At 37.1% G+C, this 23,839-nt stretch carries 24 protein-coding genes and 2 pseudogenes; 18 read left to right on the forward strand and 8 right to left on the reverse strand.

Going from position 1 to position 23,839, the window contains the following annotated elements:
- Positions 1-852: 852 nt before the first annotated feature.
- Positions 853-2,397: an RNA polymerase sigma factor gene (locus FFO06_RS04275; RefSeq protein WP_137906917.1), complete on the reverse strand. Its 1,545-nt coding sequence runs from the start codon at positions 2,395-2,397 to the stop codon at positions 853-855.
- 343 nt (positions 2,398-2,740) lie between these two features.
- On the opposite strand from FFO06_RS04275, the gene FFO06_RS04280 reads away from it, so the two are divergent.
- The 5 genes from FFO06_RS04280 (at position 2,741) to FFO06_RS04300 (ending at position 6,515) form a co-directional block, all read left to right on the forward strand.
- Positions 2,741-2,941, forward strand: a complete 201-nt coding sequence (locus tag FFO06_RS04280; RefSeq protein ID WP_028082167.1) for a hypothetical protein — start codon at positions 2,741-2,743, stop codon at positions 2,939-2,941.
- A gap of 285 nt (positions 2,942-3,226) precedes the next feature.
- Complete coding sequence (locus tag FFO06_RS04285; protein WP_201275419.1) at positions 3,227-4,471, forward strand: GNAT family N-acetyltransferase; 1,245 nt, start codon at positions 3,227-3,229, stop codon at positions 4,469-4,471.
- Entirely contained in the window at positions 4,458-4,949 is a 492-nt protein-coding gene (gene ruvX, locus FFO06_RS04290; protein ID WP_137906919.1) for a Holliday junction resolvase RuvX, read from the forward strand. The genes FFO06_RS04285 and ruvX overlap by 14 nt, the downstream gene beginning before the upstream one ends.
- Before the next feature lie 137 nt (positions 4,950-5,086).
- The gene (locus tag FFO06_RS04295) at positions 5,087-5,659 is read left to right on the forward strand and encodes a DUF3727 domain-containing protein (protein WP_137906920.1); all 573 of its coding nucleotides are present in this window, start codon (positions 5,087-5,089) and stop codon (positions 5,657-5,659) included.
- Positions 5,660-5,984: 325 nt separating this feature from the next.
- On the forward strand, positions 5,985-6,515 hold the full coding sequence (locus FFO06_RS04300; RefSeq protein WP_137906921.1) for a YqeG family HAD IIIA-type phosphatase: 531 nt from the start codon (positions 5,985-5,987) through the stop codon (positions 6,513-6,515).
- Positions 6,516-6,741: 226 nt separating this feature from the next.
- Here the strand turns inward: FFO06_RS04300 and FFO06_RS04305 are convergent, their stop codons facing one another.
- The 3 genes from FFO06_RS04305 to FFO06_RS04315 all read right to left on the reverse strand — a co-directional run bounded on the left by FFO06_RS04305 (position 6,742) and on the right by FFO06_RS04315 (position 11,069).
- Positions 6,742-7,980, reverse strand: a complete 1,239-nt coding sequence (locus FFO06_RS04305) for a DUF790 family protein (protein WP_137906922.1) — start codon at positions 7,978-7,980, stop codon at positions 6,742-6,744.
- Entirely contained in the window at positions 7,910-9,466 is a 1,557-nt protein-coding gene (locus FFO06_RS04310; protein WP_137906923.1) for a DEAD/DEAH box helicase, read from the reverse strand. Before FFO06_RS04310 ends, FFO06_RS04305 begins: the two co-directional genes overlap by 71 nt.
- Before the next feature lie 232 nt (positions 9,467-9,698).
- Entirely contained in the window at positions 9,699-11,069 is a 1,371-nt protein-coding gene (locus FFO06_RS04315; RefSeq protein ID WP_137907029.1) for a sensor histidine kinase, read from the reverse strand.
- 334 nt (positions 11,070-11,403) lie between these two features.
- Here FFO06_RS04315 and FFO06_RS04320 point away from each other — a divergent pair.
- Positions 11,404-11,709, forward strand: a pseudogene (locus tag FFO06_RS04320) (DUF3155 domain-containing protein); the annotation flags it as partial.
- Between the two features lie 629 nt (positions 11,710-12,338).
- Here FFO06_RS04320 and FFO06_RS04325 read toward each other — a convergent pair.
- Complete coding sequence (locus FFO06_RS04325) at positions 12,339-12,872, reverse strand: cofactor assembly of complex C subunit B (protein ID WP_137906924.1); 534 nt, start codon at positions 12,870-12,872, stop codon at positions 12,339-12,341.
- Positions 12,873-12,995: 123 nt separating this feature from the next.
- On the opposite strand from FFO06_RS04325, the gene FFO06_RS04330 reads away from it, so the two are divergent.
- The gene (locus tag FFO06_RS04330; RefSeq protein ID WP_137906925.1) at positions 12,996-13,565 is read left to right on the forward strand and encodes a DUF3611 family protein; all 570 of its coding nucleotides are present in this window, start codon (positions 12,996-12,998) and stop codon (positions 13,563-13,565) included.
- Between the two features lie 49 nt (positions 13,566-13,614).
- Here FFO06_RS04330 and FFO06_RS04335 read toward each other — a convergent pair whose 3' ends face one another.
- The gene (locus FFO06_RS04335; RefSeq protein WP_137906926.1) at positions 13,615-14,199 is read right to left on the reverse strand and encodes a Uma2 family endonuclease; all 585 of its coding nucleotides are present in this window, start codon (positions 14,197-14,199) and stop codon (positions 13,615-13,617) included.
- A gap of 322 nt (positions 14,200-14,521) precedes the next feature.
- On the opposite strand from FFO06_RS04335, the pseudogene serS reads away from it, so the two are divergent.
- Positions 14,522-15,802 (forward strand): annotated as a pseudogene (gene serS, locus FFO06_RS04340) (serine--tRNA ligase); the annotation flags it as partial.
- 600 nt (positions 15,803-16,402) lie between these two features.
- On the opposite strand, the gene FFO06_RS04345 reads toward serS, so the two are convergent.
- Positions 16,403-16,954: an REP-associated tyrosine transposase gene (locus tag FFO06_RS04345; protein ID WP_137906928.1), complete on the reverse strand. Its 552-nt coding sequence runs from the start codon at positions 16,952-16,954 to the stop codon at positions 16,403-16,405.
- 392 nt (positions 16,955-17,346) lie between these two features.
- On the opposite strand from FFO06_RS04345, the gene FFO06_RS04350 reads away from it, so the two are divergent.
- The 9 genes from FFO06_RS04350 (at position 17,347) to rpsN (ending at position 22,647) form a co-directional block, all read left to right on the forward strand.
- Positions 17,347-17,820: a type II toxin-antitoxin system VapC family toxin gene (locus FFO06_RS04350; protein ID WP_137906929.1), complete on the forward strand. Its 474-nt coding sequence runs from the start codon at positions 17,347-17,349 to the stop codon at positions 17,818-17,820.
- A 3-nt stretch (positions 17,821-17,823) separates the two neighbouring features.
- Complete coding sequence (locus tag FFO06_RS21440) at positions 17,824-17,991, forward strand: hypothetical protein (protein ID WP_168651017.1); 168 nt, start codon at positions 17,824-17,826, stop codon at positions 17,989-17,991.
- 304 nt (positions 17,992-18,295) lie between these two features.
- On the forward strand, positions 18,296-18,523 hold the full coding sequence (locus FFO06_RS04355) for an antitoxin (RefSeq protein ID WP_137906930.1): 228 nt from the start codon (positions 18,296-18,298) through the stop codon (positions 18,521-18,523).
- Positions 18,524-18,925 (forward strand): type II toxin-antitoxin system tRNA(fMet)-specific endonuclease VapC, encoded by a 402-nt coding sequence (vapC, locus tag FFO06_RS04360; RefSeq protein WP_137906931.1) that lies wholly within the window; start codon positions 18,524-18,526, stop codon positions 18,923-18,925.
- 300 nt (positions 18,926-19,225) lie between these two features.
- The gene (locus FFO06_RS04365) at positions 19,226-19,447 is read left to right on the forward strand and encodes a hypothetical protein (RefSeq protein ID WP_028091335.1); all 222 of its coding nucleotides are present in this window, start codon (positions 19,226-19,228) and stop codon (positions 19,445-19,447) included.
- Complete coding sequence (locus FFO06_RS04370) at positions 19,435-19,836, forward strand: type II toxin-antitoxin system VapC family toxin (RefSeq protein WP_028091334.1); 402 nt, start codon at positions 19,435-19,437, stop codon at positions 19,834-19,836. Before FFO06_RS04365 ends, FFO06_RS04370 begins: the two co-directional genes overlap by 13 nt.
- A gap of 482 nt (positions 19,837-20,318) precedes the next feature.
- Positions 20,319-21,407, forward strand: coding sequence for an RIP metalloprotease RseP (gene rseP / locus FFO06_RS04375; RefSeq protein ID WP_137906932.1), 1,089 nt, complete (start codon positions 20,319-20,321; stop codon positions 21,405-21,407).
- Positions 21,408-21,569: 162 nt separating this feature from the next.
- Positions 21,570-22,244, forward strand: coding sequence for an endonuclease III (gene nth / locus FFO06_RS04380; protein WP_137906933.1), 675 nt, complete (start codon positions 21,570-21,572; stop codon positions 22,242-22,244).
- Between the two features lie 100 nt (positions 22,245-22,344).
- A complete protein-coding gene (gene rpsN, locus FFO06_RS04385; RefSeq protein WP_137906934.1) occupies positions 22,345-22,647 on the forward strand; it encodes a 30S ribosomal protein S14 in 303 nt (100 codons plus the stop codon).
- 63 nt (positions 22,648-22,710) lie between these two features.
- Here the strand turns inward: rpsN and FFO06_RS04390 are convergent, their stop codons facing one another.
- On the reverse strand, positions 22,711-23,040 hold the full coding sequence (locus tag FFO06_RS04390) for a DUF8822 family protein (RefSeq protein ID WP_028090093.1): 330 nt from the start codon (positions 23,038-23,040) through the stop codon (positions 22,711-22,713).
- Positions 23,041-23,157: 117 nt separating this feature from the next.
- On the opposite strand from FFO06_RS04390, the gene aat reads away from it, so the two are divergent.
- Complete coding sequence (gene aat / locus FFO06_RS04395) at positions 23,158-23,733, forward strand: leucyl/phenylalanyl-tRNA--protein transferase (protein ID WP_137907030.1); 576 nt, start codon at positions 23,158-23,160, stop codon at positions 23,731-23,733.
- Positions 23,734-23,839: the final 106 nt, after the last annotated feature.

The raw sequence follows: 23,839 nt of genomic DNA on the forward strand, positions 1-23,839 counted from the left end.
ATGACGTTTTTGGTGATTTACTGTTTCTCAAATGCCTTTTTTCACTTTATATGTTTGTTTTGATGCTCTCTTTAATTTTTTCTCTACGTAATTTACCTCTGTGACAGTTTGGGGTGCGGAATGTGGGATTTATTTTTTTACTGAACTTTTTTGGGTAATAAAGGCTACTCTACTTTCACTCTCTAGGAAGGGGAGGGGACTATTTTATTCCATTAGGGTCTTCAAATTTTACTGAAACCGCATAAGTGGGTTAGCGTTAAAAATTGGCTATTATATAGCGAACTGCTTGCAGCAGCGCTTCGCTATCGCTGTGCTACATCCAAAATCTTTACCAAGGGTGCGTTACTAATAGCTAACACACCCTACTACTTGGCTATTATATAGCGAACTGCTTGCAGCAGCGCTTCGCTATCGCTGTGCTACATCCAAAGTCTTTACCAAGGGTGCGTTACTAATAGCTAACACACCCTACTACTTGGCTATTATATAGCGAACTGCTTGCAGCAGCGCTTCGCTATCGCTGTGCTACACTCAAAGTCTTTACCAATGGTGCGTTACTAATAGCTAACACACCCTATTTCTAAATATTTTAAGATAGTTCTTCCTTGTCAACTTAACGATAACATATTTAAAATCCTTTGTCAATACCTAAAAAGCAAATTTTTCGCGGTTTTTTTGCGTCTTGTCAACTGTCAACTGTCAAATGCCTTTTTGACAACTCAAAAATTGTCATTGCTGCATTAAACGCTTTTTGATATATCCCTAAATCTTCATGGGTTTTAATTTTTCTTGGTTCTTCTTCCTTGTCCACTTTCCTTCCTTGTCTGCCTTGTCTTTCCTTATACGAGTAAATTACTGGGGTGTGATCAGAACATTGACACGGATTTTGTAGATTCCTTGTGGTAATAAGCCGGAAATATTGGTAATCTCAAGGTAAACTGGATACTCTTTACCACTAGTGACTGCTGCTTGAACTGCACTTGCTACATTCAGCGGATAAACTGGGGTAGACCTGCCACTAGGTGAAATTTCACTTTGAATCAGGAGATTATCACCATCTTTGACTTTAGCGTTGATCAGATCAAGATCGTTATATGTTTTACTGCCAGATAAAACCGTACCGTTATCAGTAATATTGGTAATGCTCAAGACGATGCCAGTAGTGTGAGTAATATTTAATATCGCTGGTGTAGGATCATCACTTTGAAATTCTTGCTCAGGGGTGTTTTCAATAGGACCTGGACTGGTGCTGTTAATCTTGACAACGGATGGTATGGTGCCTGTAAAGTTTATATTAAGATCTTCGGCTGAGGCTTTGAGTGGAAAAGCAGCAGCAATAATCACAGCTAAACTTGTACTTACTGTAGTCTGGTAGATCATGATTAAGAATTGACCATAGGAAAGTTGATATGGAGGAGGAGAACGAGAGGGAATAACTTTGGCTACTCTTTGGTTCATACTATGAATGTACACTTTTTGGCAACTTGGAGTTTTAATTGCTGTGGGGTAGCGAACTGCTGGCACCAGTGCCGCGATTTTTTCTGCTAAGACGATATTAATCTGGTCGAAAAAGTTCCGGAAAATTCTCTGTTTTTCAGGGACTACAGTATACACAGAAGTTGAATTATCCTCCTTTTCTCCTGCTTGAGAAGGGAAACCAACATCTAGTTTCTTCTCCTGGTCAAGAGGAGGGTTAGGGTGGGGTAGAACCTGAGTATTAACTGCTTCTGGTAATTCTTCCTGGTTGGATAATTCTAAAATCGGTAATTCTATATTTTCAATATTAGCTAATCCTATTTTAGTGATCTGATCAGACTCTTTATTTCTGTCAATTTGAGAAACAACCTCAAATTTACGCCTGTCTTCCCCGATATAATCCTGATGATATCGCTGTTTTAAAATTATCCGAGCTTCATGAATTCGCCTACGTACATTGCAGCAGGAAATATTCAGTTTTTGTGCAATTTCTATATATGATAGTTCTTCTTGAAAGTATAAAATAAAGGTATCACGTAGTATGGGACGTAACTCATCAATCCAAACAGAAAAAATTTTTTCCAGTTCTTGTTGCGTAGCCACAAACACTGGATTTTCCTCTTCTTTAGTCACTAATAATTCTGCATTTCTATCACTAATAACTTCCCGATTATGACAATATTGGATAGTCTGATAACGCTGTCTTTGCAGATCAAGACAGAGATTATAAGTTAGTTTTGTTACCCAAGGTTTAAAGTTGATCACTTGTACCTGATGGATACGTATTTTCTCCTCAGCTTTGAGCATAGCTTGACTTAAAACATCTTCAGCATCAGGAACGTTACCCATCCACTTCACACAAGCTTTGTATAAATATTCATTGTGATCCATCCACAATGACCAAAACTCTGATGTCATCATAACAGTACAATTATAGTTGTATAGTTGGTTGACTATAAAGCCATCTTAAAAACGATGCATTGAGCTTGTATCCGATTTTTCGGTCAGCAAAAAATGTATCTTTCTTATCAAGTTTAGAATAATACGTTACAATTGTCAATAATTTTCAATAATTTTGATGTTATTGACAATATTGATGCTGAAATTCTGTATTGTGGTGTATTAAGTAGGATATGGCAGATAGTATCATAACCAATGAACAATCATTACACTTCATTGCGAAATCAGCAAACAGACAAAAAACATGATAGATTTTAATCTAGTACGGCTATTACACCAATTTACGAAGGAGAACACAGTGACAATGGAATCAAACGTATTAACGGGCGCAACTGTAGACAATCAAGATATCAGCGACTATGTTGCCCATTTACAGTTGCACATGACACTACAAGCTCGCAACTTGGTTCCCAACTTCCAACAAACTATACAAGATTCTCGTCAACAATTACTTCATCAAACCCAAGCAGACTTTGAAAAGTTTGCTTCTCGTCAAAGTCTATAGAATGTCTGTGGATTTAAAAGTATTTTTAGTAGAATTAACATACAATAAAAGCAGATATTTGTGGTTTTCACCCTAAGGGTATAATCGCGGTTTCTGCTTTTGATATTTTTTACGTATTTAGTCAAGGTTTAATTAAGGGAATCACTCTTTGGAAACAAGACATCAGGGTAAAAACCCGTTAAAATAAATAGAAAATAAATAGAAATAATTGTAGTATAACATCACTATCATATTTTGTTTTTGTAATTTTGTTTTTGTAAAGGTTAAATAGCGGCTGGAATTAAAATGAATCCACTACTCCCTCGAAACCTCAGTGTTATTATCAGACCAGTCCAACATCGAGATTTGGACGGAATTGAATCCTTGACTCAAGAGTCATTATCCCACCTTTCCCCCCAAGCAGCTACTGAATCTATGGGTGAAATGCAGTGGCTACGGCGCTGGTATGGATTACTTAAATTCTTGAGTTGGTTTCCTAACCCATTACAATACCGCTTCTGGAGCTATATCGCCGAACAGGGACGAATACTGTTAGGAATGATTCAAGTATCACCCTTTAACCGGACTCGTAGCACTTGGCGTGTTAATAAAGTCATGTTAGCACGAACCGGCGATCGCATGGGGGTAGGTTCTCAACTACTACGCCATTGCTTTGAATCAATTTTAGAAGCGCGGACGTGGATATTAGAAGTTAACGTTAATGATGTGGATGCCTTAGCACTTTATCGGCATAATGGATTTCAACGTTTAGCAGAAATGACATACTGGGAAATTAGTCCGCAGTTATTAGCCGAATTAATCCAAACCGAACCAGATTTACCCAATCTCTTGCCAGTGAGTAATGCTGATGCTCCTCTATTATATCAATTAGATACAGCATCCATGCCTCCTTTAGTCAGGCAAGTATTTGATCGTCATACCCACGACTTTAAAACTACCTTGTTTGGGGCGATAATTGATGCTGTCAAGCAGTGGACGAGCAAAACTGAAGTTGTCAGTGGCTATGTGTTTGAACCCCAGCGCAAAGCAGCTATTGGTTATTTTCAGATCCAACTGCACCGTACCGGGGCAAATCCTCATGTAGCAACTCTCACAGTTCATCCCGCTTATACTTGGTTGTATCCTGAATTATTGTCTCAATTAGCTCGCATTGCCCAAGATTTTCCCCAACAAGGGTTACAATTAGCTTCTTCAGACTATCAACCAGAACGGGAGGAATACTTAGAGCGTATTGGTGCTAAACGTCGAGAACATACCCTGATCATGTCTCGTTCTGTGTGGCATAAACTCAGAGAATCGAAATTTGTCTCCTTAGAAGGGATTCAGTGGCAAGAAATGTTACAAGGACTGCAACCGACTCGCAAACCCATACCAGGGGGAATGTCATGGATACCGCAAACACAACAGGTACAGCCAGAAAGAGCTATACCAAACCAGTCAGAAATTGTCAGTTTCACTCATAAAAGTTCTCATATAGATACACCCCCTCTACTAGACTCAGCCACAGATCAACTCCATGAACAACAATAACGTGATTTCTCCACAGCAATCAAAATCATTTATCTCCGCTTTGGGTGTCGATGTTGGTAGTAAACGCATCGGTTTAGCGGGATGTGATGGGACTGGTTTAATTGCTACGGGTATCACCACGATTGAGCGTCGTTCCTTTGTCGAAGATGTAGCACAAATCCAGCAAATAGTCAACCAGCGACAGGTACAAATTCTTGTGGTTGGTTTACCATATTCAATGGATGGTACTATTGGTGTTCAAGCCCGTCACGTGCAAAAATTTGCCTCTAGACTGGCTTCGGCGCTCAAACTTCCCTTAGAATATATGGACGAAAGATTAACTTCCTTGCAAGCAGAACAACTGCTGATAGCTGAGAATCGTTCCCCGTCTAGAAATAAGGGTTTAATAGATCGTAAAGCTGCTGCATTGATTTTACAACAGTGGTTAGATGCTAGACGCAGTTTAGTACAGGGGGCAGTAACATTTACTGATGAGTGACCCCTTTTTACATGGTATTCTAAAAGCTATTACTTCTATCTCTGAATTTATGGTTGACATCAACTGTCCGCAAGCAGTTTGATGATTTCCATATTGAAGAGTATTAGATTTTATGATTACAGCTACATAATTCAAGTATGAATTCATCTCCATTTCCCGAAGACAATGATCACGATTCCGAAAGTTCCCTGATTTTAACAGATGAGCTAAAACGAACCCTAGAATGTTACATTGAACATAATCTCTCCGTAGATGGAGAAAATTATGTTCTGCTTTTGCCCGTAGATACACCGATAGAAATATTTGCTTGGCAAACTGATGGCGATGAAGAAGAAGCCGTATTAGTAGAAGATGATGATATCATTGAAGAAATATTCGGCACGGCTCAAGCAGTTCTTTCTGAGCAAAACCTGATTCTCAAGAATACTGCTTATGCTTTAACCGTAGCAGGGGAGTTACCTCCTGAAGACGAATCTAAATTCTTCACTTTAGAAATTGAAGACGAAGAAAACGGTTTAGAACCAGAGCAATTAATGGAAATTGCCAATTTTTATCATGACGACCAGGAGTATGCAATTTATACTCCCCTAGACCCCCTACTCTTTTTTGCGAGAATTACTAAAACTGGTGAACCAGAATTACTTTCTCCTGAAGAGTTCCGTAAATTTCAACCCCTCTTAGAAGAACATCTTTTTAATGAAGTTGAGTAATTAATTCCAAAATTTAAGCATCCAGGAGCGAGGAATCAGAAGACTGGCAAAATTCTCACCCCTTGCTCCCATGCTGAAAATGGTGTTGCTAAATTGAAATCTGAAATTGCTCAATTCAACCTTGGCAACTCTAATTATTCGTGATTTAAGTAGGTTAACGGAAAAAAACCAACATAAGTAACGAAAAGTAAAGTGGCCTAAAACCTCTTCCCTGTTCCCTGTTCCCAGTTAAGAGTTCCCTTGTCATAACGACAATTTTTAACGCCAACGTACTTAGCGAATTTGCGTGAGATACTCACAATCTCATGGTAACTATACAAAAATTATGACTCGCAACCATCTATTACAGCCTAACTTAATTTTAGCGGGTTCAGTTTTGACACTGACACCAGACTTAATCCAACAATATGGGCTAAAGGGGCTAGTATTGGATGTGGATGAAACTTTAGTACCCATGACCACAAGTTCTACTTTCCCAGAATTGCAAGCATGGGTAGAAGAAATCCGTACTCGTACAGCATTGTGGTTAGTTAGCAATAATTTAAGTGAATCCCGAATTGGTGGTATTGCCCGTTCCCTAGAACTACCGTACTACTTAGGCGCGGCCAAACCCTCCCGGCGGAAAATTCGGGCTGCTTTACAAGGGATGAATTTACCCGCACATCAAGTGGGTATGGTGGGCGATCGCTTGTTTACAGATGTATTAGCGGGTAATCGTTTAGGAATGTTTACAATTTTAGTAGAGCCAATTATCCATCCTGATTTTACAGCCATCCGTTCCCATCCTATCCGCAATATTGAAGTTTGGATATCAGAGATATTAGGTGCATCTATTATCGGCAAAAAACACAGGTGATCAGCTTTTCCTGCAATACAAATCTTTACAAAGATTCATAATTGATCAGGAAAGTAAATATAAAGAAATACTTAAGAAAGTCCCTATTTTTTCAAAAATAGGCGATTATTAATTTTAATAACATCAGGGTCAGCCGAAAAAGACCCTAGCGGATAATAGATAAATATAAAACCGTACAGCGTCAACCTTCACCATAGAGGGATTGGCGCTGTACATTTTGCATATTTTATATAAGTAAGTTGGTGGGAAGGAAGTCAATTACTGCTAATACAGATTTGGGTAATAACTTTTCTTTAAACCAAACAATTCTTGCGGGAACATTATCTAATTTGACTCCAGCTTTTTCTAAGTTCAACCTTTCGGAAATTGCTAAAATTAAATTATCGCAATTTGCCCGTTTTATTTGGTAAAATTTCTTTTGTAAATATTCTGGTCTCCAATAACCAATTATTTCTAAAATAAATACCCGTCCGTCTGCATGAACTAATCGAAAATCGGGAATCATCACACTACCAGGAATGGGAATTAAATTAACTTCTCTCTCTAATATCCAACCACTTTTTAAGCCATCCCATTTACTAGCAAAAGATTCCTCCAACATACTATCATAAGGTTTACCTGGAGGATAATGGGAGACTAATCCACATTCAGAATTAAGGCTAAAACGTCCTATTTTCAAATCATTTGTGTAAAAATCACGAGTTTGTAAAGTCGCTGATAAACTCCATTTTGTCACATGAAGTAAAGCGGGAATTAACTTGGCTATAGCTAAACCATAACGGGTACTGGAAGTAAATAAACTTGCCGGACCATCTACAGTAATCGTAAAACCATGATCTGCATCACCTTCAATATAAGCCATTAATTGAAATAGCTTTAAATAACGAAACAATAGTTTATATTCTCCGGGAACATTGCGATGAGCATTTAATACTAATTGACTAGCTTTATAAAAAACTCCTTGAATTTGAGATAAATTATAACGATGTAAAACATCTTCTGGTTTGGGAGCATCAAAAGCAGTTAGAATTTTATTTTCTGATAAATCTGCGTAAAGTCCGTCTCGTATTTGTATAGGTAAAATTTCTTGGTTGAGTTCTTGACTTAAATCAGCCGCAATTTTATTTAAAGTAATATCCGTTAATTCTCGACTACAAGTAGATTTTGCTGCTAAAGTAAATACCCTTTCTCTTAACATTGCTGGTTCGAGAGGACTGACTATTTCAAAAGTACAAAAACTGCTTTTCAGAATATAAGCTAAACCCCGTTTCATGCGGTAATCTGTAGTATCTCCTTCAAAGTCTGCTAATTGACGTTCTAATAATCCTTGAGTTTTCCCGACTGCTTCCTGAAAAAAACTAATTAAATCCCTGGCTAAATTCAAATGTTTATGATCAAGTTTCAGTCTCTTCGGAATAATTTCCTCGCCGTTTTGGCGGTGTATCAGTAAGTCCGTTGGTAACATCTTTCTTTTTAGTTGAATAGTTAATTTCTAATTGTTCTGCTGCTTTTAAATCGCTTTTCTTTGCTCCACCATAAATAACTTGTAAATTTGCCTTTTTCGGTTTTTCTTCCTGAGTGTTATTTTCTCCCCTGCGTCTGGCTGAAGTTCCCTCCTCGTTTGTATCTTCGGCTATGACTTCATATAAAATTGCTTGTTTATTTGCTAAATTTCCCTTGCGTAAAATTCTCCCCAATCGTTGAATATATTCCCGGGTTGAACCCGTACCTGATAGAATAATCGCAATACTGGCTGCGGGAACATCTACACCTTCATTTAAGACATGAGAAGCAACTAAAGTATTATATTCACCTGCTTTAAATTTAGTTAAAATTTCGTGTCTTTCTTTCACTGGTGTTTGATGAGTAATTGCGGGAATTAATAAATCTTGAGAAATACGATAAACTGTAGCATTATCAGCAGTAAAAATCAAAATTCTTTCGGGATAATGGGTGGTTAACAAGTCTACAAGTACCCGCAATTTACCATCAGTTCCCAAAGCGATTTCTTTGGCTTGACGATGTGCTAACATTGCTCTACGTCCAGGTTGGGATCTTGCACTCATTTGTACAAACATTTGCCAACCTTGGATACTTCCTAAAGAGATTTTTGATTGTTTTAAAAAATCATTGCGAGTTTGAATTAACTGATTATATTTTTCTCGTTCTAATTGGGATAATTTAACTTTAATTTGCACAATTTCATGAGCAGCTAAAGCTCTACCAGCTAAATCTTCAGCGCGTTTACGATAAACTTCCCTACCAATAAGAAGATTTAAATCAGTGTGTTTACCATCTGTACGTTCCGGGGTTGCAGAAAGTCCTAAACGATAGGGAGCGATCGCATATTCAGCAATAACTCTGTTAAAATCTGTAGGTAAGTGGTGACATTCATCAAAAATTATCAAAGCATATTTATTACCTAAACTTTCCCCATGAATAGCCGCACTATTGTATGTAGCAATTAAAATCGGTGTTCTATCCCGTGAACCACCCCCCAGTAAACCTACCTCCTGGTCAGGAAAAGCTGCTACTAAGTGAGCATACCACTGGTGCATTAAATCCAAAGTTGGGACTACAATTAACGTGGTGCGCGGCGTGGACTGCATAGCCATTTGCGCCAAATAGGTCTTACCTGCTGCTGTTGGTAGCACAACTACCCCCCGTCGTCCAGCCAGTTTCCAAGCCGCTAAAGCCTCATTTTGGTGGGAATAGGGGGTCATTTCTACACTAGCTACCAACTCCAGGGGATAAAAAGCTTTAGCTTCATCAATAAAATCCGTAGCTTCGGCTTGAAGCGTTTCAACTAAGGAACGGTATCTTATGGCCGGAATACGAAACTTTTCTACTCTATCATCCCATGTAGCATAATCTATCCAAGTTTTACTCCGTGGTGGTGGGTGTAAAATTAATGTACCACGATCAAAAGTTAAAGTAGGGTGACGAGCCATTTTTCTCTGAATAAAGTTATAGAGTTACACTGATGTAACTACTCATAACGCAAAATGGGGATGATAATTAAATAGGGTTGGCATGAAAAAACCAAACTGTGTAAAGAAATGTAAAATCGCTGAAAACTTCTTTACTTTTGCCTCTTCCCTCTTGCCTCTTGCAACCGTGCTATTAATTTTATATTTATATGTTTATGTGAAACCCTTGGAACTGCGTACTTTTAGCAATTACCTAAACAACAGCAGACAACCAAATTATAAACGTAGCTCCTGGGCTGTGAGATGATGTAATAATTGAGTCAATTGCTGGACTGAAAACCTCTATATTTCCCTGCATTTCTGCTATTAACTGTTGAGCAATAGCAATTCCTAAACCAGTCCCAGGAATTGCTGTTTGTGCTTGTACACCTCGGTAATGTCTTTCTCCCAGATGTTCTAAGTCTTCCGGGGGAATACCTGGTCCTGTATCACTAATCGCAATACCTTGGAAATTTCCCTTTTGTTGCCCACATTGTACCAATATCTTACCACCTGCTGGGGTATATTTCAAAGCATTATCTATAATATTACTCAATACTTCTCGCAAGGCTTTTTCATTTACCCTGACTAAAGGTAAATGATTAGGAATTTCCGTAATTAGTTGTAAATTTCGTTCTTGGGAAATAGCTTGAGCCGATATTAACAAAGGTGCTAATAAATCCGCTACAGAACAATTAGTTAACTGTTCTCCTGTTCCTGGTAACAATAACACAGGTTTCCCTTGTTTTTCTGCATTTTGATTTTGGTTGATTACTACCTTTGACTCTGGGAGGGAAAGAGGTGTTAAATTGGCTGTATTTACCGTATTTAAATCAATAACCTGATCAAACTTTTGCAATAACTCTTGTAAGCGATCGCTCTCCCGGACTATACTGGTTGCTACCTCCCGATTAGGATCTACCGCTCGCATTCGCTTAAATAGGAGTTTACCAAAAGTGCGGATAGCAGTCAAAGGGTTACGAAACTGATGTAAGAGATTATCTAATAAGTCTCGTTGTTCCTCTTGGAGAATTTGTTCTTGCTGGAGTTGATGTTGCAACCAAGCCCGACGTTGATCTAAAATGCAAGCGATCGCTAAAGTTTTCCCAATGCGTTCAATTTCCCCCTCCTCCCGTTGGTTCCATTCCCTATCTTCCCTCGCAGTCACTAATAATCCCATCATTACACCCTCATAAATCAGGGGGGAAACAATTTGGTGATGACTGAGTGAATATTCATCTTGTTTATCTTGTATATTTTGTTCTTCTGTTGCTGCTGCTGAAGCTGATGAATACTCAGATACTGAAGTCGGTTTTAACAACCTCATTGCTTGATTTGGTAATGCTAAAACATGAGCAAGTCTGACTGGGTAACTGTCTTCTTGTTCACCATACTCATCACTAGGATTTAATGCTATAGTTTCTGGATACACCATCACCGGAATTAGTCTTGCCTCACCTGTAGGTTTTTCTACCAATTCCTGTGTTAAATAAACTACGCTAAAAGATGCTCCCATACCTTGGGCTAACAGGGTTATTTGCTCTCGACATAAAGCAAGAAAATCAGAACTGGCAGACATTAGCATTAGTTGCAGGAATTTAGGAGGTAGAAAAGTTGCAGTCACTAGCAGTTTAACAAAAATAAACTCTTACACGACTTAAAGCCAGATAAAAGTGGTGCATAGCCCATAGCTGATCAAAGTGTCTGTATCTAGTCTAATCTAGTAATGGATGATTGGTAATAGACAATGGGTAGTAGACAGCAGTTTTTTTTGAATTTTTATTCTTGATTTTTATTGTTTTTTCTTTATTGTATCAAAACATTAAAAACTATTGATTTTCTCAGATAAAAAATATATAATGACGACTGATTTTGTAGCCACAACTACAATCTATAGCTGGAAACAGGAGGACAATAGGTTGGCAAGGAGACGCAAGCGGAAAAGTCGTCGTCGGCAGGAAGGACGACGGATACTGGAACACATTCCCCAGTACAGCATCGAAAGTGGCGAAGATAAACCTGTGACAGCAGCAAGAAAGTTTATTCACGCTGAAGGTATTATGCCACCCGCGCTACTACTAGTAAAACGCAATGAACACACAACAGACCGTTATTTCTGGGCGGAAAAAGGTCTGTTCGGTGCTCAATACGTAGAAGAAAATCATTTCTTGTTTCCTAGTTTGAGGAGTTTTGAATCACCAACAGTAACATTACCAGCATCAGTACCAGTACCAGTACCAGCATCAGTACCAGTACCAGAACTAGTAACAGAACTAGTACCAGAACTAGTAACAGAACTAGTACCAGAACTAGTACCAGAACTAGTAACAGAACTAGTACCAGAACTAGTAGCAGTATCGGAACTAGTTGCCGTAACTGTTAATTAAACAACAAATGACTATCATATCTCCTAAATGTGGCTTCTGGCTCTGACAATAATTAACTGGCAATTTTGATCAGGTTCTTCAAAAATTCCATTTTTTTTAATTTTGTGGTCGAATTGTCAAGCAGGTTTAAACACTGTTTAAACGAATTCTCTCAAGTCATGGCATAATTAACTCCTCATCAACTCGGTTTAGTTGTATGAATCAGTTCATTATCAGCTTACACAGCGGAGAATAGCGACAGAGCCAAGGAAATCCAAAGATGAGGTACAAATTCATGATCTCACTAAGGACTACTATCAAGCTCTGTCCACCAATTTAGATTTTTCCTCATTACATCCCAGTCGTCAGGAAAATTTACAGCAGCAGCAGTATTTTCTCCTCCTCACTGCCAATTTGCTCAAAAGTTTAGTCAGAATTCTACATGAGTAGAGATATAGATGCTCATTTTTTTCATCCCCAACAATCAATCAAGTGTCAAGCACCTTTAGCTGTAATGCCCCTTGTAACTCAGCAAGTTCATCTCTATGGGCAGTAACAGTAATTACACTTGATAAATTTTGTCCACTGCGGATATTTTCTATCTGTAGTGACACCTTCTCAAGTCTTCCAGATTTTTTCCAATACAATAGACCACTTAAAGGTGAAAATAGGATTATTACCGGAAAAAACCGCCCAAAATCAGGAAAAAGCATGGATAAAACTAACGACAAACAACCTAAACCCACCGCTGCTAATGTAGTTAAAAATATAGCTAAAAACCAACTAGGTCTAACAAATCCTTCAAATGTGACTTGATTTTTTGGAGAATCTACCGCTAATACTCGATAAGCACGAGTGCGAAAATAATCCTTTAATGAAGTCATTAACGTATTTTCATCCTCTTGTGAAACTAAACGCATCACTTCTGTGCGGTCTTTAGTTGAAGCCCGAATAAAGAAAAACAACCCAACTGATAACAACAAAGTTAACAGGAAAGTAGATTGCAAAACAGCGGCATCCATAATTAATTTTTAAGTCTGAAATTTTCAGTAGACTTAAACCATTATCAATTATTCTGGAATCAGAGAACAAACGGAAGTTTGTTTTTAACTTTTAACTTTTAACTTTTAACTTTTAATTTTTATATGTCACAAAACTCGGAAACACCATCACCTAACATCCGGGCTATAGCCCAACAATTTCGTCTAGCAGGTTGGATTAGTTTTTGGATTCAGTTAGTATTAGGGGTAATATCTGGGATAATAGTTTTATTATTTGGCATTTTTAGCCAAAAAGCAGGTAGTCCTAGCAATAATCCAGGGACAGGCTTTGGTGTATTTTTAGCAATTTGTGGTATAGTCCTCCTGGGTGCTGGTATTTACCTAGCCTATCGCTACACCAGAATTGGTAAACAACTAGAATCACCTAATCCTACTAATCGTCCTCGTAAAGCTGAAACCGCGCAAGTATTAAGATTAGGACTATGGATAAATTTAAGCGGAACTTTAGTGACTTTATTGGGAGCGCAAGCGATTGTTGGTACATTGGTAGCTAGGTCTATATCTCCTCAAGCAGTAACTACACAATTATTTGATCCAACGCGGATTATTAGCGGTTTAGATATGCTTATAGTTCAAGCAAATACTAATACTGTATCAGCGCATTTTGCAGGTTTAGTAGCATCTCTGTGGTTAATGAATCGTATTACTAGGTAATTTATAATTGATTTATAATTGATTTATAATTGATAGTGGTTGTAGTATCCTAATCTCTGAAAATAGGTAGTTCTAAAATAAATCCTGGTAAAACATCTTCTCCAGATAAAGTTGTTGGTAATGATACTATTTCTACAGTTTGATTTTGACGATAAATTTCTACTTGTTGATTTTGAGGATCAATTAACCAACCTAAACGTAAACCACTATAAAGATATTCCTGCATTTTCTCCTGTAATTGACTCAAAGAATCAGTGCGCGATCGCAATTCTATCACAAAATCAGGACAAATTTTAGGAAACTTTTCCCGTTCTTCAACACTTAAAGATTCCCAGCGTTCATTAGCTATCCAAGCCACATCAGGAGAACGTTTACCACCATGGGGTAGAGTAAAAACAGTGGAAGAACTAAATACTTTTCCGAGTTTATTTTGAAGATTCCATAACCAAACATAACCATTAAAATCTGATTCTCTATTACCACTAATTGCACCAACTGGAGGCATAATTATTAATTCTCCTTTAGCAGTTTGTTCAAGTTTCCAATCTTCATTAATTTGACATAGTTGATAAAATTGATCATCACTTAATCCCACATTTTTGATATTTAAAACAACCGCTTCAGATGTCATCATTACTGATCATCTCCTTAAAATTAGGTCAGATATCCGACTTCTTCAAGAAATCGGGAATCTTGTACTTCTCATAACTCCTAGCATAGCATCAGTTTGAGGTAACATTGACTAGAGACACAAAACTCAACATTTTATCAGTTTAACCCTTGGTTAATCTCTTGGGTTTCACTGCGTTCTACCCAACCTACCATTTTAACAATTTTTAGGTTTTGGGAAAAGATACAAAATAAGATATGTTTGGGTTAATTTTCAGTTAAATTGACACTGATAACTGTTGCTAAACCCGTACAATTAACAACTGACAACAAACAATTAACAAAAAATGCTGGATATTAAACAAATTAGAGAAAACCCCCAACTCGTACAAGAGAAATTAAACAGCCGTAACGGTAAATACGACATTCAACCTATATTAGATTTAAGCCAACAACAACGGGAATTAGAAGGTAAACGCAGTCAACTACAAGCCCGCAGCAACGAAATTGGCAAATTAGTCGGTCAAAAAGTAAAATCTGGAGTTGTTGATCCTCAAAGTCCAGAAATACAAGCTTTAAAGGACGAAGGAAACGCCATTAAGACCACATTAAGTGACTTAGAACCCCAGGAAAAAGAGTTAAAAGCCCAAATTCACGAATTACTGTTAGCACTTCCGAATTTACCCAGTGATTTTACACCCCTTGGTAAAAGTGAAGATGATAACCAAGAAGTGAGAACATGGGGAGATGAATATAAACCCGCAAATCCGCATATTTTACCACATTGGGAAATCGGGGAAAAATTAGGGATTTTGAACTTTGAAAGAGCGGTAAAAATTGCCCAAAGTCGCTTTGTGAGTTTGATTGGTGCTGGTGCGGCTTTAGAAAGAGCGTTAATTCAATTTATGCTGTCTCAACATATTGAAAATGGCTATATAGAAGTTAGTCCACCATTGTTAGTAAATACAGATTCTTTAACAGGTACAGGACAATTACCTAAATTTGCCGAAGAAAGTTTTAAATGTGCAGAGGATGATTTGTGGTTAATTCCTACTGCGGAAGTACCGGTAACTAATTTGTATCGGGGGGACATTCTTAACGCAGAAGAATTACCAATTTATCATACTGCATATACGCCATGTTTTCGGCGGGAAGCAGGAAGTTATGGCCGAGATATGCGGGGTTTAATTCGGTTACATCAATTCAATAAAGTGGAGTTAGTGAAATTAGTAAAACCCGAAGATTCTTTTGAGGAATTAGAGAAGTTATTAGCAAATGCTGAGAGTATTTTACAGGCTTTAAAATTGCCTTATCGAGTGATTAATTTATGTACTGCTGATTTAGGTTTTTCGTCCACAAAAACTTATGATTTAGAGGTATGGTTGCCATCTTCTGGGAAATATCGAGAGATTTCTAGTTGTTCTAATTGTGTAGATTTTCAAGCCAGAAGGGCGGATATTCGGTTTAAGGAAGCGGGGAAGAAAGGGACGCAGTTTGTGCATACTTTAAATGGTTCTGGTTTAGCTGTGGGTAGGACTATGGCCGCGATTTTGGAGAATTATCAGCAACCAGACGGGACGATTAAAGTACCGGAGGTGTTAAGACCTTATTTGAATAATCAAGAAATTTTAGGTGTTCCTCTAGTTAATACAAATCCAGTTCCACCCACTCTACCCACAGTAATTGAGCCACCAACTGAATCCTTACCTAAACCAACAGAGCAAGTACAATCTCGTTATATTATTGATTTGCTGTTGTGGATTCCAATCGTATCTTATGTTGTGTGGATAATATGGTCTTTGTTATTTTAGTAGACGATTAGTCTGACAAACTATATACTGCAAAAACCTTGATTTTATATCAAGGTATGTACGGGAAAATTCTGTATAATCACACCTTGAAGGTTGGTTATACAAAGAATTTTTTTTATTTATTAGTTAGGTGTGTTCATTAAAGCGACTTATTATAGCTGTAGCCAGGTTAATTAAGACATGATCAATCATGGAAACCTAGAAATAATAAGGATTTCACTCTTGCCTTTTGCCTTTTGCCTCTTGCCTTGTGCTATAATGTTTTAGTTTCAGTGCGATCGCTAATCTTGTAGGGTGCGTTAATGAAATGTAACGCACCGTCTTTTATTGATATTTAAATGTCAGTAATTCACCGTCTTTTATTGATATTTAATCGGTGCGTTACGCTATCGCTAACGCACCCTACGTTAATGTAGGTTAATCATACAAATCGCTGGATGGGATATCGAGAATTACATTAACACCCCAATTTCGAGGATAAATTTCTTGCTTCATAAATCTATGAATACTTGAAAATTGCCAATCTTGGGGATTTATACACAATCGATGTTTGACAGGATTATAATGTATGTAATCACAATGTACCATAAAATCCTGTTCATCTCTGATTAAATGCTCCCAAAAACGACGTTGCCAAAGATTTTTTTCTCCGCGTTTTTGTCGTGATTGAGAAATTGGATTTTCAATGGCTAATTGTTCACCATAATGTTTTGTCACGTAAGTTTTAATTAATCGCAATCTCACAGAAAAATCATGATCATTATCTGGTAAAGTCCATAAACAATGAAAGTGATTTGGTAGAAGAATAAAAGCATCAATAGAAAAAGGATATTTCTTTCTGACATTTTGAATGGCTTCTCTGAGTGCTTGACGAGCAATATTTTCACAAAGCCAAGGTTCTCTTTGATAGGTTACTTGAGTTATAAAGTGGGTAGCACCTGATATATTTGGTCTGCGATAATTAGGCATTTTGATTAGGCAATAGGTATTTATTTATAATTTATAATATGGATGGTGATGGTGCGTTACGCTTCGCTAACACACCCTACTTTTATAATCATAGCTCATCTCGTAAGGTGCGTTAATGAAATGTAACGCACCATTTTTTTATTAATATTTAACTGTCTGATAGCGAAGCGTGGCGTTAGCCATATCAGGATAACCAGGATTAAAGGATTAACACCGATTGTATTTGATATTGATATTCACAGAATATTAAAATTAGCGCAATTTTGTGAAAATATAGATGAAGATAAAAAAACATCCTGTAGATCCTCAAATCCTGGACATCCTGATTCTGACAAAAAAGATTAACAGGATACTGTATAGTAAATTTAGCAAAGTAATCACACTTTAATAATATGACCAAAACAATATACATAGAAACAAGTATTATTGGTTATTTAACAGCAAGACCTAGTAAAAATCTAATTGTTGCTGCTAATGCGGAAATAACAAGAGATTGGTGGGATACTCAGAGAAATTCTTTTACTATTTACATTTCTCAACTGGTATTGCAAGAAGCAGCAAAAGGTGATCCAGAAATGGTGAATAAAAGAATAGAAGTTTTAAATAACTTTCCTCTACTTGATATCACAGAACCAGTCCAAAACTTAGCACAGGAATTTCAAAAACAAAGTAATTTACCACCCACTGCTGCTTATGATACTGTTCATATTGCTACAGCTACAGTCTATGGTTTAGATTATCTGTTAACATGGAATTGTAAACACATTGCTAACCCCTATATTCAGAAAAAACTCTCACAAATTGCTGATAGTTTAGGATATGAACTACCAACAATATGTACACCTTATGAAATGTTAGGAGAATAATTTATGTTGAATGATGAAGTTTTGGCGGAAATTCGGAAAATCAGAGATGAACAAGCTAAGTCATTTAATTATGATTTAGCAGCTATTTGTGCTGATTTAAGAAAAAAACAAGCAACAAGTGGCAGAAAAATTATTTCTCTTCCCTTGAAGACAGTGGTAAAATCACGCTGATTTTTTAGGGTGCGTTAATCAATTTTATTTAATGCACCATTTTTTATTATTTTTATAATATATTGCACTATCTGAATCAGGATAACCAGGATTAAAGGATTAACACCGATTATATTTGATTTTGATATTCACAGAATAGTAAAATTAGCGCAATATTTCTGAAAATCTAGATAAATATTAAAAAACATCCTGTGCATCCTCAAATCCTGGACATCCTGATATGGCTAACGCCACGCTTCGCTATCAGACAATTTTTAGCTACAATTAAACCACAATCAACTAACATCAATTAGAGACAATAATCATGAATACAGCTAAACTTACCAGTGATGGTACTCAGCAAACAGTGATATTACCCCCAGATTTTCAAATGACGGGTACAGAAGTTTATATCAAAAAAATTGGTAATGCCATTTTACTTATTAGTAAAGATAATCCTTGGCAAACTCTAATTGATAGTTTAGATCAATTTTCTGATGATTTCATGACCACTAGAGATCAACTTCCTGTTGATAAAAGAGAGGAGTTTTAAATGCAATATCTTCTCGATACCAACATCTGTATTTATCTGATTAAGCAAAAGCCAGAAAAAGTTATAGCGCGATTTCAAACTTTGTCAATTTCTGATATTGGCATTTCTTCAATTACCGTTGCTGAATTAGAATATGGTGTTTATAAAAGTCAGCAACAAGAGAAAAATAAAAATGCCTTAATGCAGTTTTTACTTCCTTTAGAAATTATTGAATTTAGTCAAAATGCAGCAGTAATTTATGGATATATTAGAAGTGATTTAGAAAGTAAAGGGCTTGTTATTGGACCCATGGATATGTTAATTGCTGCTCATGCAATGAGCTTAGATATTACTCTCGTTACTAACAATATCCGCGAATTTTCTCGCATTCCTAATCTATTATTAGAAAATTGGGCAGAGTAAGTTAATGAAATGTAATGCACCGTTTTCTATTAATATTTAACTGTCTGATAGCGTAGCGTGGCGCAAGCCATATCAGGATAACCAGGATTAAAGGATTAACAGGATAATATTTGAGTTTGATATTCACAGAATATTGAAATTAGCGCAATTTTGTGAAAATGTAGATAAATATTAAAAAACATCCTGTACATCCTCAAATCCTGTACATCCTGATATGGCTAACGCCACGCTTCGCTATCAGACAAAATGCGATTGTTTAAACTATAATAGAAAATAACCATCATTCATCATCAAATTACTATGCTAAAAAGTTACGAAGCAATTTATGAAAATGGCCAATTAACATGGTTGTCAGAACAACCTCAAGTTAATTCTGCTCGTGTGATTATCACCATACTACAAGAAAACTTACCATCAAAAAAACGCCGTATTCCTCCTAGTTCTATTGCTGGTAAAGGTAAAACATTGGGTGATATTGTTAGTCCTATTGTCAATGAAGAAGAGTGGGAATGTCTCAAATAATTATCCTTGATACTCATATTTGGTTTTGGTTTATTAATCAACAATTTGATAAATTTCCTACCCATTGGAGAGAAATAATTGAAACCTCAGAAGAAGTAGGAGTTTCCACTATTTCCTGTTATGAAATAGCACTTGCACAACAGCGAGGAAGACTAGAATTACCTTGTGCTGCTAATCAATGGTTTCAGGAAGCATTAGAACCATCAGGTATTACATTATTTCCTGTAACTGTAGAAATTTCCTGTCGTGCTGTAAATTTATCTCCTGTTCATAAAGATCCATTTGATCGTTTAATTATTGCTACTACATTACAATATCAAGCAAAATTAGCCAGTATTGATGGTTTCTTTTCTCAATATCCTGAACTCAATAATTATTTGATGCAATAGTTTTCTCATTCTATAGGGTGCGTTAATTAAATGTAACGCACCATTTTTATGAAAATTTAACTGTCAGAATCAGGATAACCAGGATTAAAGGATTAACAGGATAGTATTTGATTTTGATATTCACAGAATATTAAAATTAGCGCAATTTTGTTTGTGAAAATATAGATGAATATGAAAAAACATCCTGTACATCCTCAAATCCTGGACATCCTGATATGGCTAACGCCACGCTTCGCTATCAGACAAAAAATCACATTCTATGCTATTATTATGGGGAATTAGAGTGGTCAATTTGCCCCTAACTACAAATATTTCCCGTTCTTTTTGACCTCAAAGCCTGAAAATAGACGAAATTGCCATAATTCGCTGTTTTCGGGATTGGATTAGACAACAGATCAAAAATTGGCATCAGCAGATATTCTCTGCGCGCCCATTCCCAAAGTACAATGAGGATATATATCCGAATATTTTGATTAAGCTCTATGTCAGTTTTAGCAGCGATCGCAGTTTTGGCTATTTTGATCTTAGTACATGAGTTGGGACATTTCATAGCCGCCCGTTCTCAAGGCATTTACGTTAACCGCTTTTCTCTGGGTTTTGGACCGACGCTTTTAAAGTACCAAGGATCACAAACCGAATATACCATCCGCGCTTTCCCCTTGGGTGGCTTTGTTGGCTTTCCTGATGATGATCCCGATAGCCAAATCCCCCCCAATGACCCGAATTTGTTGCGTAACCGCCCTGTTTTAGACCGTGCCATTGTCATTAGTGCGGGTGTAATCGCCAATTTAATCTTTGCTTATTTAATGTTGGCTTTGCAATTGGGAATCGTTGGTATACCTCAAGAATTTCAGTATCAACCAGGTGTAGTTGTCAAACCCGTAAATGAACAATCTATTGCTTACCAAGCAGGGATTCGAGAAGGAGACATTATTCTGGCTGTAAATGGTCAAGAAATTCCTTTAGGTAAAGACGCAACCACATTATTAACAAAAGAAATTCAAACCCACCCTAATCAAGAAATTGACCTGAAAATTCAACATGAAAATCAACAAAATCATCTGAAAATCACACCTAAACAAGGTGCTGACGGTAAAGGTGTTGTCGGAATTGAATTAGTAGCCAATGGTAAAGCAAACTATCGTCGTCCTCAAAATATTACGGAGATTCTCAAAGTTGCTGCTAATCGTTTTCAACAGTTAGTTGTAGGCACATTTAAAGGTTTTGGACAGTTAATTACTAATTTTGGGAACACTGTCGGGCAAGTTTCAGGACCTGTGAAGATTGTGCAAATTGGCGCACAATTAGCCGCTAGTGATAGCACAAATTTATTCTCTTTTGCGGCAATTATTAGCATTAACTTGGCAATCATTAATATTTTGCCTCTTCCCGCTTTAGATGGTGGACAATTAGCCTTTTTATTAATTGAAGGTTTATTTGGTAAACCTTTACCTAACAAAATTCAAGAAGGTGTCATGCAAACTGGTTTATTCTTACTTTTAGGATTGGGTATTTTCTTAATTGTCAAAGAAACAACCCAGCTAGAATGGGTGCAAAAATTGTTACAGTAAATATGCTCAGATGATCACCTGACTGCTAATACCAAATTATGATGAAGCTGCAAGGATTAAGATTTAAGAATAATTCACCGCAGATAAATACGGATGATTATTTTTTTGTGCAGCCTCACATAAAATTGGTATGATAACTCACCACTCAAAATTGAAAATTAATTGACTCGTAAATCATTAACTAAAAAACAACGGGCTTTAAAAATTCTCTCCCGTCTTCACTATCTTTATCCAGATGCAACCTGCTCTTTAAATTACTCAACACCTGTACAATTATTAGTAGCAACTATTCTTTCCGCTCAATGTACGGATGAGCGTGTAAACAAGGTTACACCCGCATTGTTCAAACGATTTCCTGATGTGAAAGGTTTAGCAAATGCTGATATATTAGAATTGGAGGAGTTAGTTCGTTCAACGGGTTTTTATCATAACAAGGCCAAAAATATCAAAGCTGCTTGTCAGATGATTGTTAATGATTTTAACTCTATTGTTCCTAATCAAATGGAACAATTATTAAAGCTGCCGGGGGTAGCACGCAAAACCGCAAATGTGGTTTTAGCCCATGCTTATGGTATTAATGCTGGAGTGACGGTAGATACTCATGTTAAGCGCTTGAGTCAACGTTTGGGGTTAACAAAAAATACTCAACCGATGAGAATTGAAAAAGATTTAATGCAGTTATTACCCCAACCAGAGTGGGAAAATTGGTCGATTAGATTAATTTATCATGGACGGGCTGTGTGTAAATCCCGTTTTCCCGGTTGTGATTTTTGCAAATTAGCTGATTTATGTGAGATGAATTTGTCCCTCCCAGAGTCCCAGAGTCCCAGAAAGTGATATTTGGGAGTATCGGTTGTGGAAATTTTCCTATTTTCCCTATAATTGTCCAGGAGGGTGTACAATGGGGAATGGTGTCTTTAATTAAATTAGGGAATTCATGGCAAAGAAGAGTATGATTGAGCGCGAGAAGAAACGCGCTAAAATGGTGGAGAAATACGCCGAAAAGCGGGAAGCACTATTAGAAGAGTTCAGAACAGCACCATCTCCATTGCTGAAGCTAGAAGTTCACCGCAAAATTCAACAGTTACCCCGTAACAGTGCGCCTGTACGCAAACATAACCGCTGCTGGTTAACCGGTCGTCCTAGAGGTGTATACCGTGATTTTGGACTATCTCGGAACGTGCTTAGAGAATGGGCCCATGAAGGTCTTTTACCTGGTGTTGTTAAGTCTAGTTGGTAGTTGGTAGTCAGTGGTCAGTTGTAATGACTAATGATCAATAACCACTGACCAATAACTCCGATCCTATTGACCACAACAATGATCAATTCCCAGGCTATCTAATAGTAGATCGCTAACGGCGTTGGCGATCGCAAACTCTCCAAAAAAGCTTTTAGAAAAATCATAGCACTGCATTTCTGTGACAATGGCAATTACTAGAGAACCCAAGTCGTTTTCTCCTTCCATGCGTTGTCTAACAAAAATCTGTGATGCGCGTTGAGCAATATTTTGATTGATTGCTTCAGGAATAAACTCATTATCAAGCCAATGTAGTAAGTTTTGTTGTAACCATTCTCCTTCTTGCTGGGGATTTTCCGAAGGTGGTAGGGTAATGGGTGGAATTGTTTGAGTCATGTTTGTATATTTTAAATAGATTTTGTTTACCAGGTTAGTCTCTTAAAAGTTCGCAAAGGAACACTGATAACAGTCCATTGCGTTCAGAAGGGGATTTTTTGGATGATTCACTCAATTATGGAATATGATGTTAGTGCTATTATTCGCGGTTATGCCCAAGGTTATTTTCTCATGGCTGATGAGAATAATCATCTGGGATGGTATGAAAGTCGGGAACGAACTTTAATTCCTTTGGATGAAAAATTTCGCTATCCCAAGTCATTACAGCGAGTTCTCAACCAAGAACGGTTCACTGTAGCAATTAACCGTGACTTTCTGGGTGTGGTAGCTGGATGTGCTAATCGTGACACAACTTGGATTTCTCCAGAATTAGAAAAGATATATTGGTTACTTTACAAGTCGGGATATGCTTATAGTTTTGAAACCTGGTCTGGTGATCAATTAGCCGGGGGAATTTTAGGAATTGTGATTGGTGGTGCTTTTATTGGTGAATCCATGTTTTTCAACATTTCCGAAGGTTCTAAAGTCGCAATGGTGAAATTAGTAGCCAGATTGCGTCAAAGGAAATTTTTGCTATTTGATGCCCAAATGATGAATCCCCATTTATCTAGATTTGGCGCTTATAATATCAGTAATAGTGAATATCATCTTTTACTGAAACAGGCCTTGCAACTTCCTTGTTATTTGATTTAACTTGAAGTTTAGTCTTGGTAATTAGTAAAAATTCCTGTTCAAAAACGAATAACTGTCAACTGTCAACTGTCAACTGTCCCCTGTCAACTGTCAACTGTCAACTGTC

It is taken from the genome of Dolichospermum planctonicum (genome assembly GCF_005402965.1).
Lineage (GTDB): Bacteria > Cyanobacteriota > Cyanobacteriia > Cyanobacteriales > Nostocaceae > Dolichospermum > Dolichospermum planctonicum.

What these genes read in the sequence shown, in the direction of transcription:
- FFO06_RS04275 (WP_137906917.1), bottom strand. Translation starts at nt 2,397, where the DNA reads ATGATGACATCAGAGTTTTGGTCATTGTGGATGGATCACAATGAATAT.
- FFO06_RS04280 (WP_028082167.1), top strand. Translation starts at nt 2,741, where the DNA reads ATGGAATCAAACGTATTAACGGGCGCAACTGTAGACAATCAAGATATC.
- FFO06_RS04285 (WP_201275419.1), top strand. Translation starts at nt 3,227, where the DNA reads ATGAATCCACTACTCCCTCGAAACCTCAGTGTTATTATCAGACCAGTC.
- ruvX (WP_137906919.1), top strand. Translation starts at nt 4,458, where the DNA reads ATGAACAACAATAACGTGATTTCTCCACAGCAATCAAAATCATTTATC.
- FFO06_RS04295 (WP_137906920.1), top strand. Translation starts at nt 5,087, where the DNA reads ATGAATTCATCTCCATTTCCCGAAGACAATGATCACGATTCCGAAAGT.
- FFO06_RS04300 (WP_137906921.1), top strand. Translation starts at nt 5,985, where the DNA reads ATGACTCGCAACCATCTATTACAGCCTAACTTAATTTTAGCGGGTTCA.
- FFO06_RS04305 (WP_137906922.1), bottom strand. Translation starts at nt 7,980, where the DNA reads ATGTTACCAACGGACTTACTGATACACCGCCAAAACGGCGAGGAAATT.
- FFO06_RS04310 (WP_137906923.1), bottom strand. Translation starts at nt 9,466, where the DNA reads ATGGCTCGTCACCCTACTTTAACTTTTGATCGTGGTACATTAATTTTA.
- FFO06_RS04315 (WP_137907029.1), bottom strand. Translation starts at nt 11,069, where the DNA reads ATGCTAATGTCTGCCAGTTCTGATTTTCTTGCTTTATGTCGAGAGCAA.
- FFO06_RS04325 (WP_137906924.1), bottom strand. Translation starts at nt 12,872, where the DNA reads ATGGATGCCGCTGTTTTGCAATCTACTTTCCTGTTAACTTTGTTGTTA.
- FFO06_RS04330 (WP_137906925.1), top strand. Translation starts at nt 12,996, where the DNA reads ATGTCACAAAACTCGGAAACACCATCACCTAACATCCGGGCTATAGCC.
- FFO06_RS04335 (WP_137906926.1), bottom strand. Translation starts at nt 14,199, where the DNA reads ATGATGACATCTGAAGCGGTTGTTTTAAATATCAAAAATGTGGGATTA.
- FFO06_RS04345 (WP_137906928.1), bottom strand. Translation starts at nt 16,954, where the DNA reads ATGCCTAATTATCGCAGACCAAATATATCAGGTGCTACCCACTTTATA.
- FFO06_RS04350 (WP_137906929.1), top strand. Translation starts at nt 17,347, where the DNA reads ATGACCAAAACAATATACATAGAAACAAGTATTATTGGTTATTTAACA.
- FFO06_RS21440 (WP_168651017.1), top strand. Translation starts at nt 17,824, where the DNA reads ATGTTGAATGATGAAGTTTTGGCGGAAATTCGGAAAATCAGAGATGAA.
- FFO06_RS04355 (WP_137906930.1), top strand. Translation starts at nt 18,296, where the DNA reads ATGAATACAGCTAAACTTACCAGTGATGGTACTCAGCAAACAGTGATA.
- vapC (WP_137906931.1), top strand. Translation starts at nt 18,524, where the DNA reads ATGCAATATCTTCTCGATACCAACATCTGTATTTATCTGATTAAGCAA.
- FFO06_RS04365 (WP_028091335.1), top strand. Translation starts at nt 19,226, where the DNA reads ATGCTAAAAAGTTACGAAGCAATTTATGAAAATGGCCAATTAACATGG.
- FFO06_RS04370 (WP_028091334.1), top strand. Translation starts at nt 19,435, where the DNA reads ATGTCTCAAATAATTATCCTTGATACTCATATTTGGTTTTGGTTTATT.
- rseP (WP_137906932.1), top strand. Translation starts at nt 20,319, where the DNA reads ATGTCAGTTTTAGCAGCGATCGCAGTTTTGGCTATTTTGATCTTAGTA.
- rpsN (WP_137906934.1), top strand. Translation starts at nt 22,345, where the DNA reads ATGGCAAAGAAGAGTATGATTGAGCGCGAGAAGAAACGCGCTAAAATG.
- FFO06_RS04390 (WP_028090093.1), bottom strand. Translation starts at nt 23,040, where the DNA reads ATGACTCAAACAATTCCACCCATTACCCTACCACCTTCGGAAAATCCC.
- aat (WP_137907030.1), top strand. Translation starts at nt 23,158, where the DNA reads ATGGAATATGATGTTAGTGCTATTATTCGCGGTTATGCCCAAGGTTAT.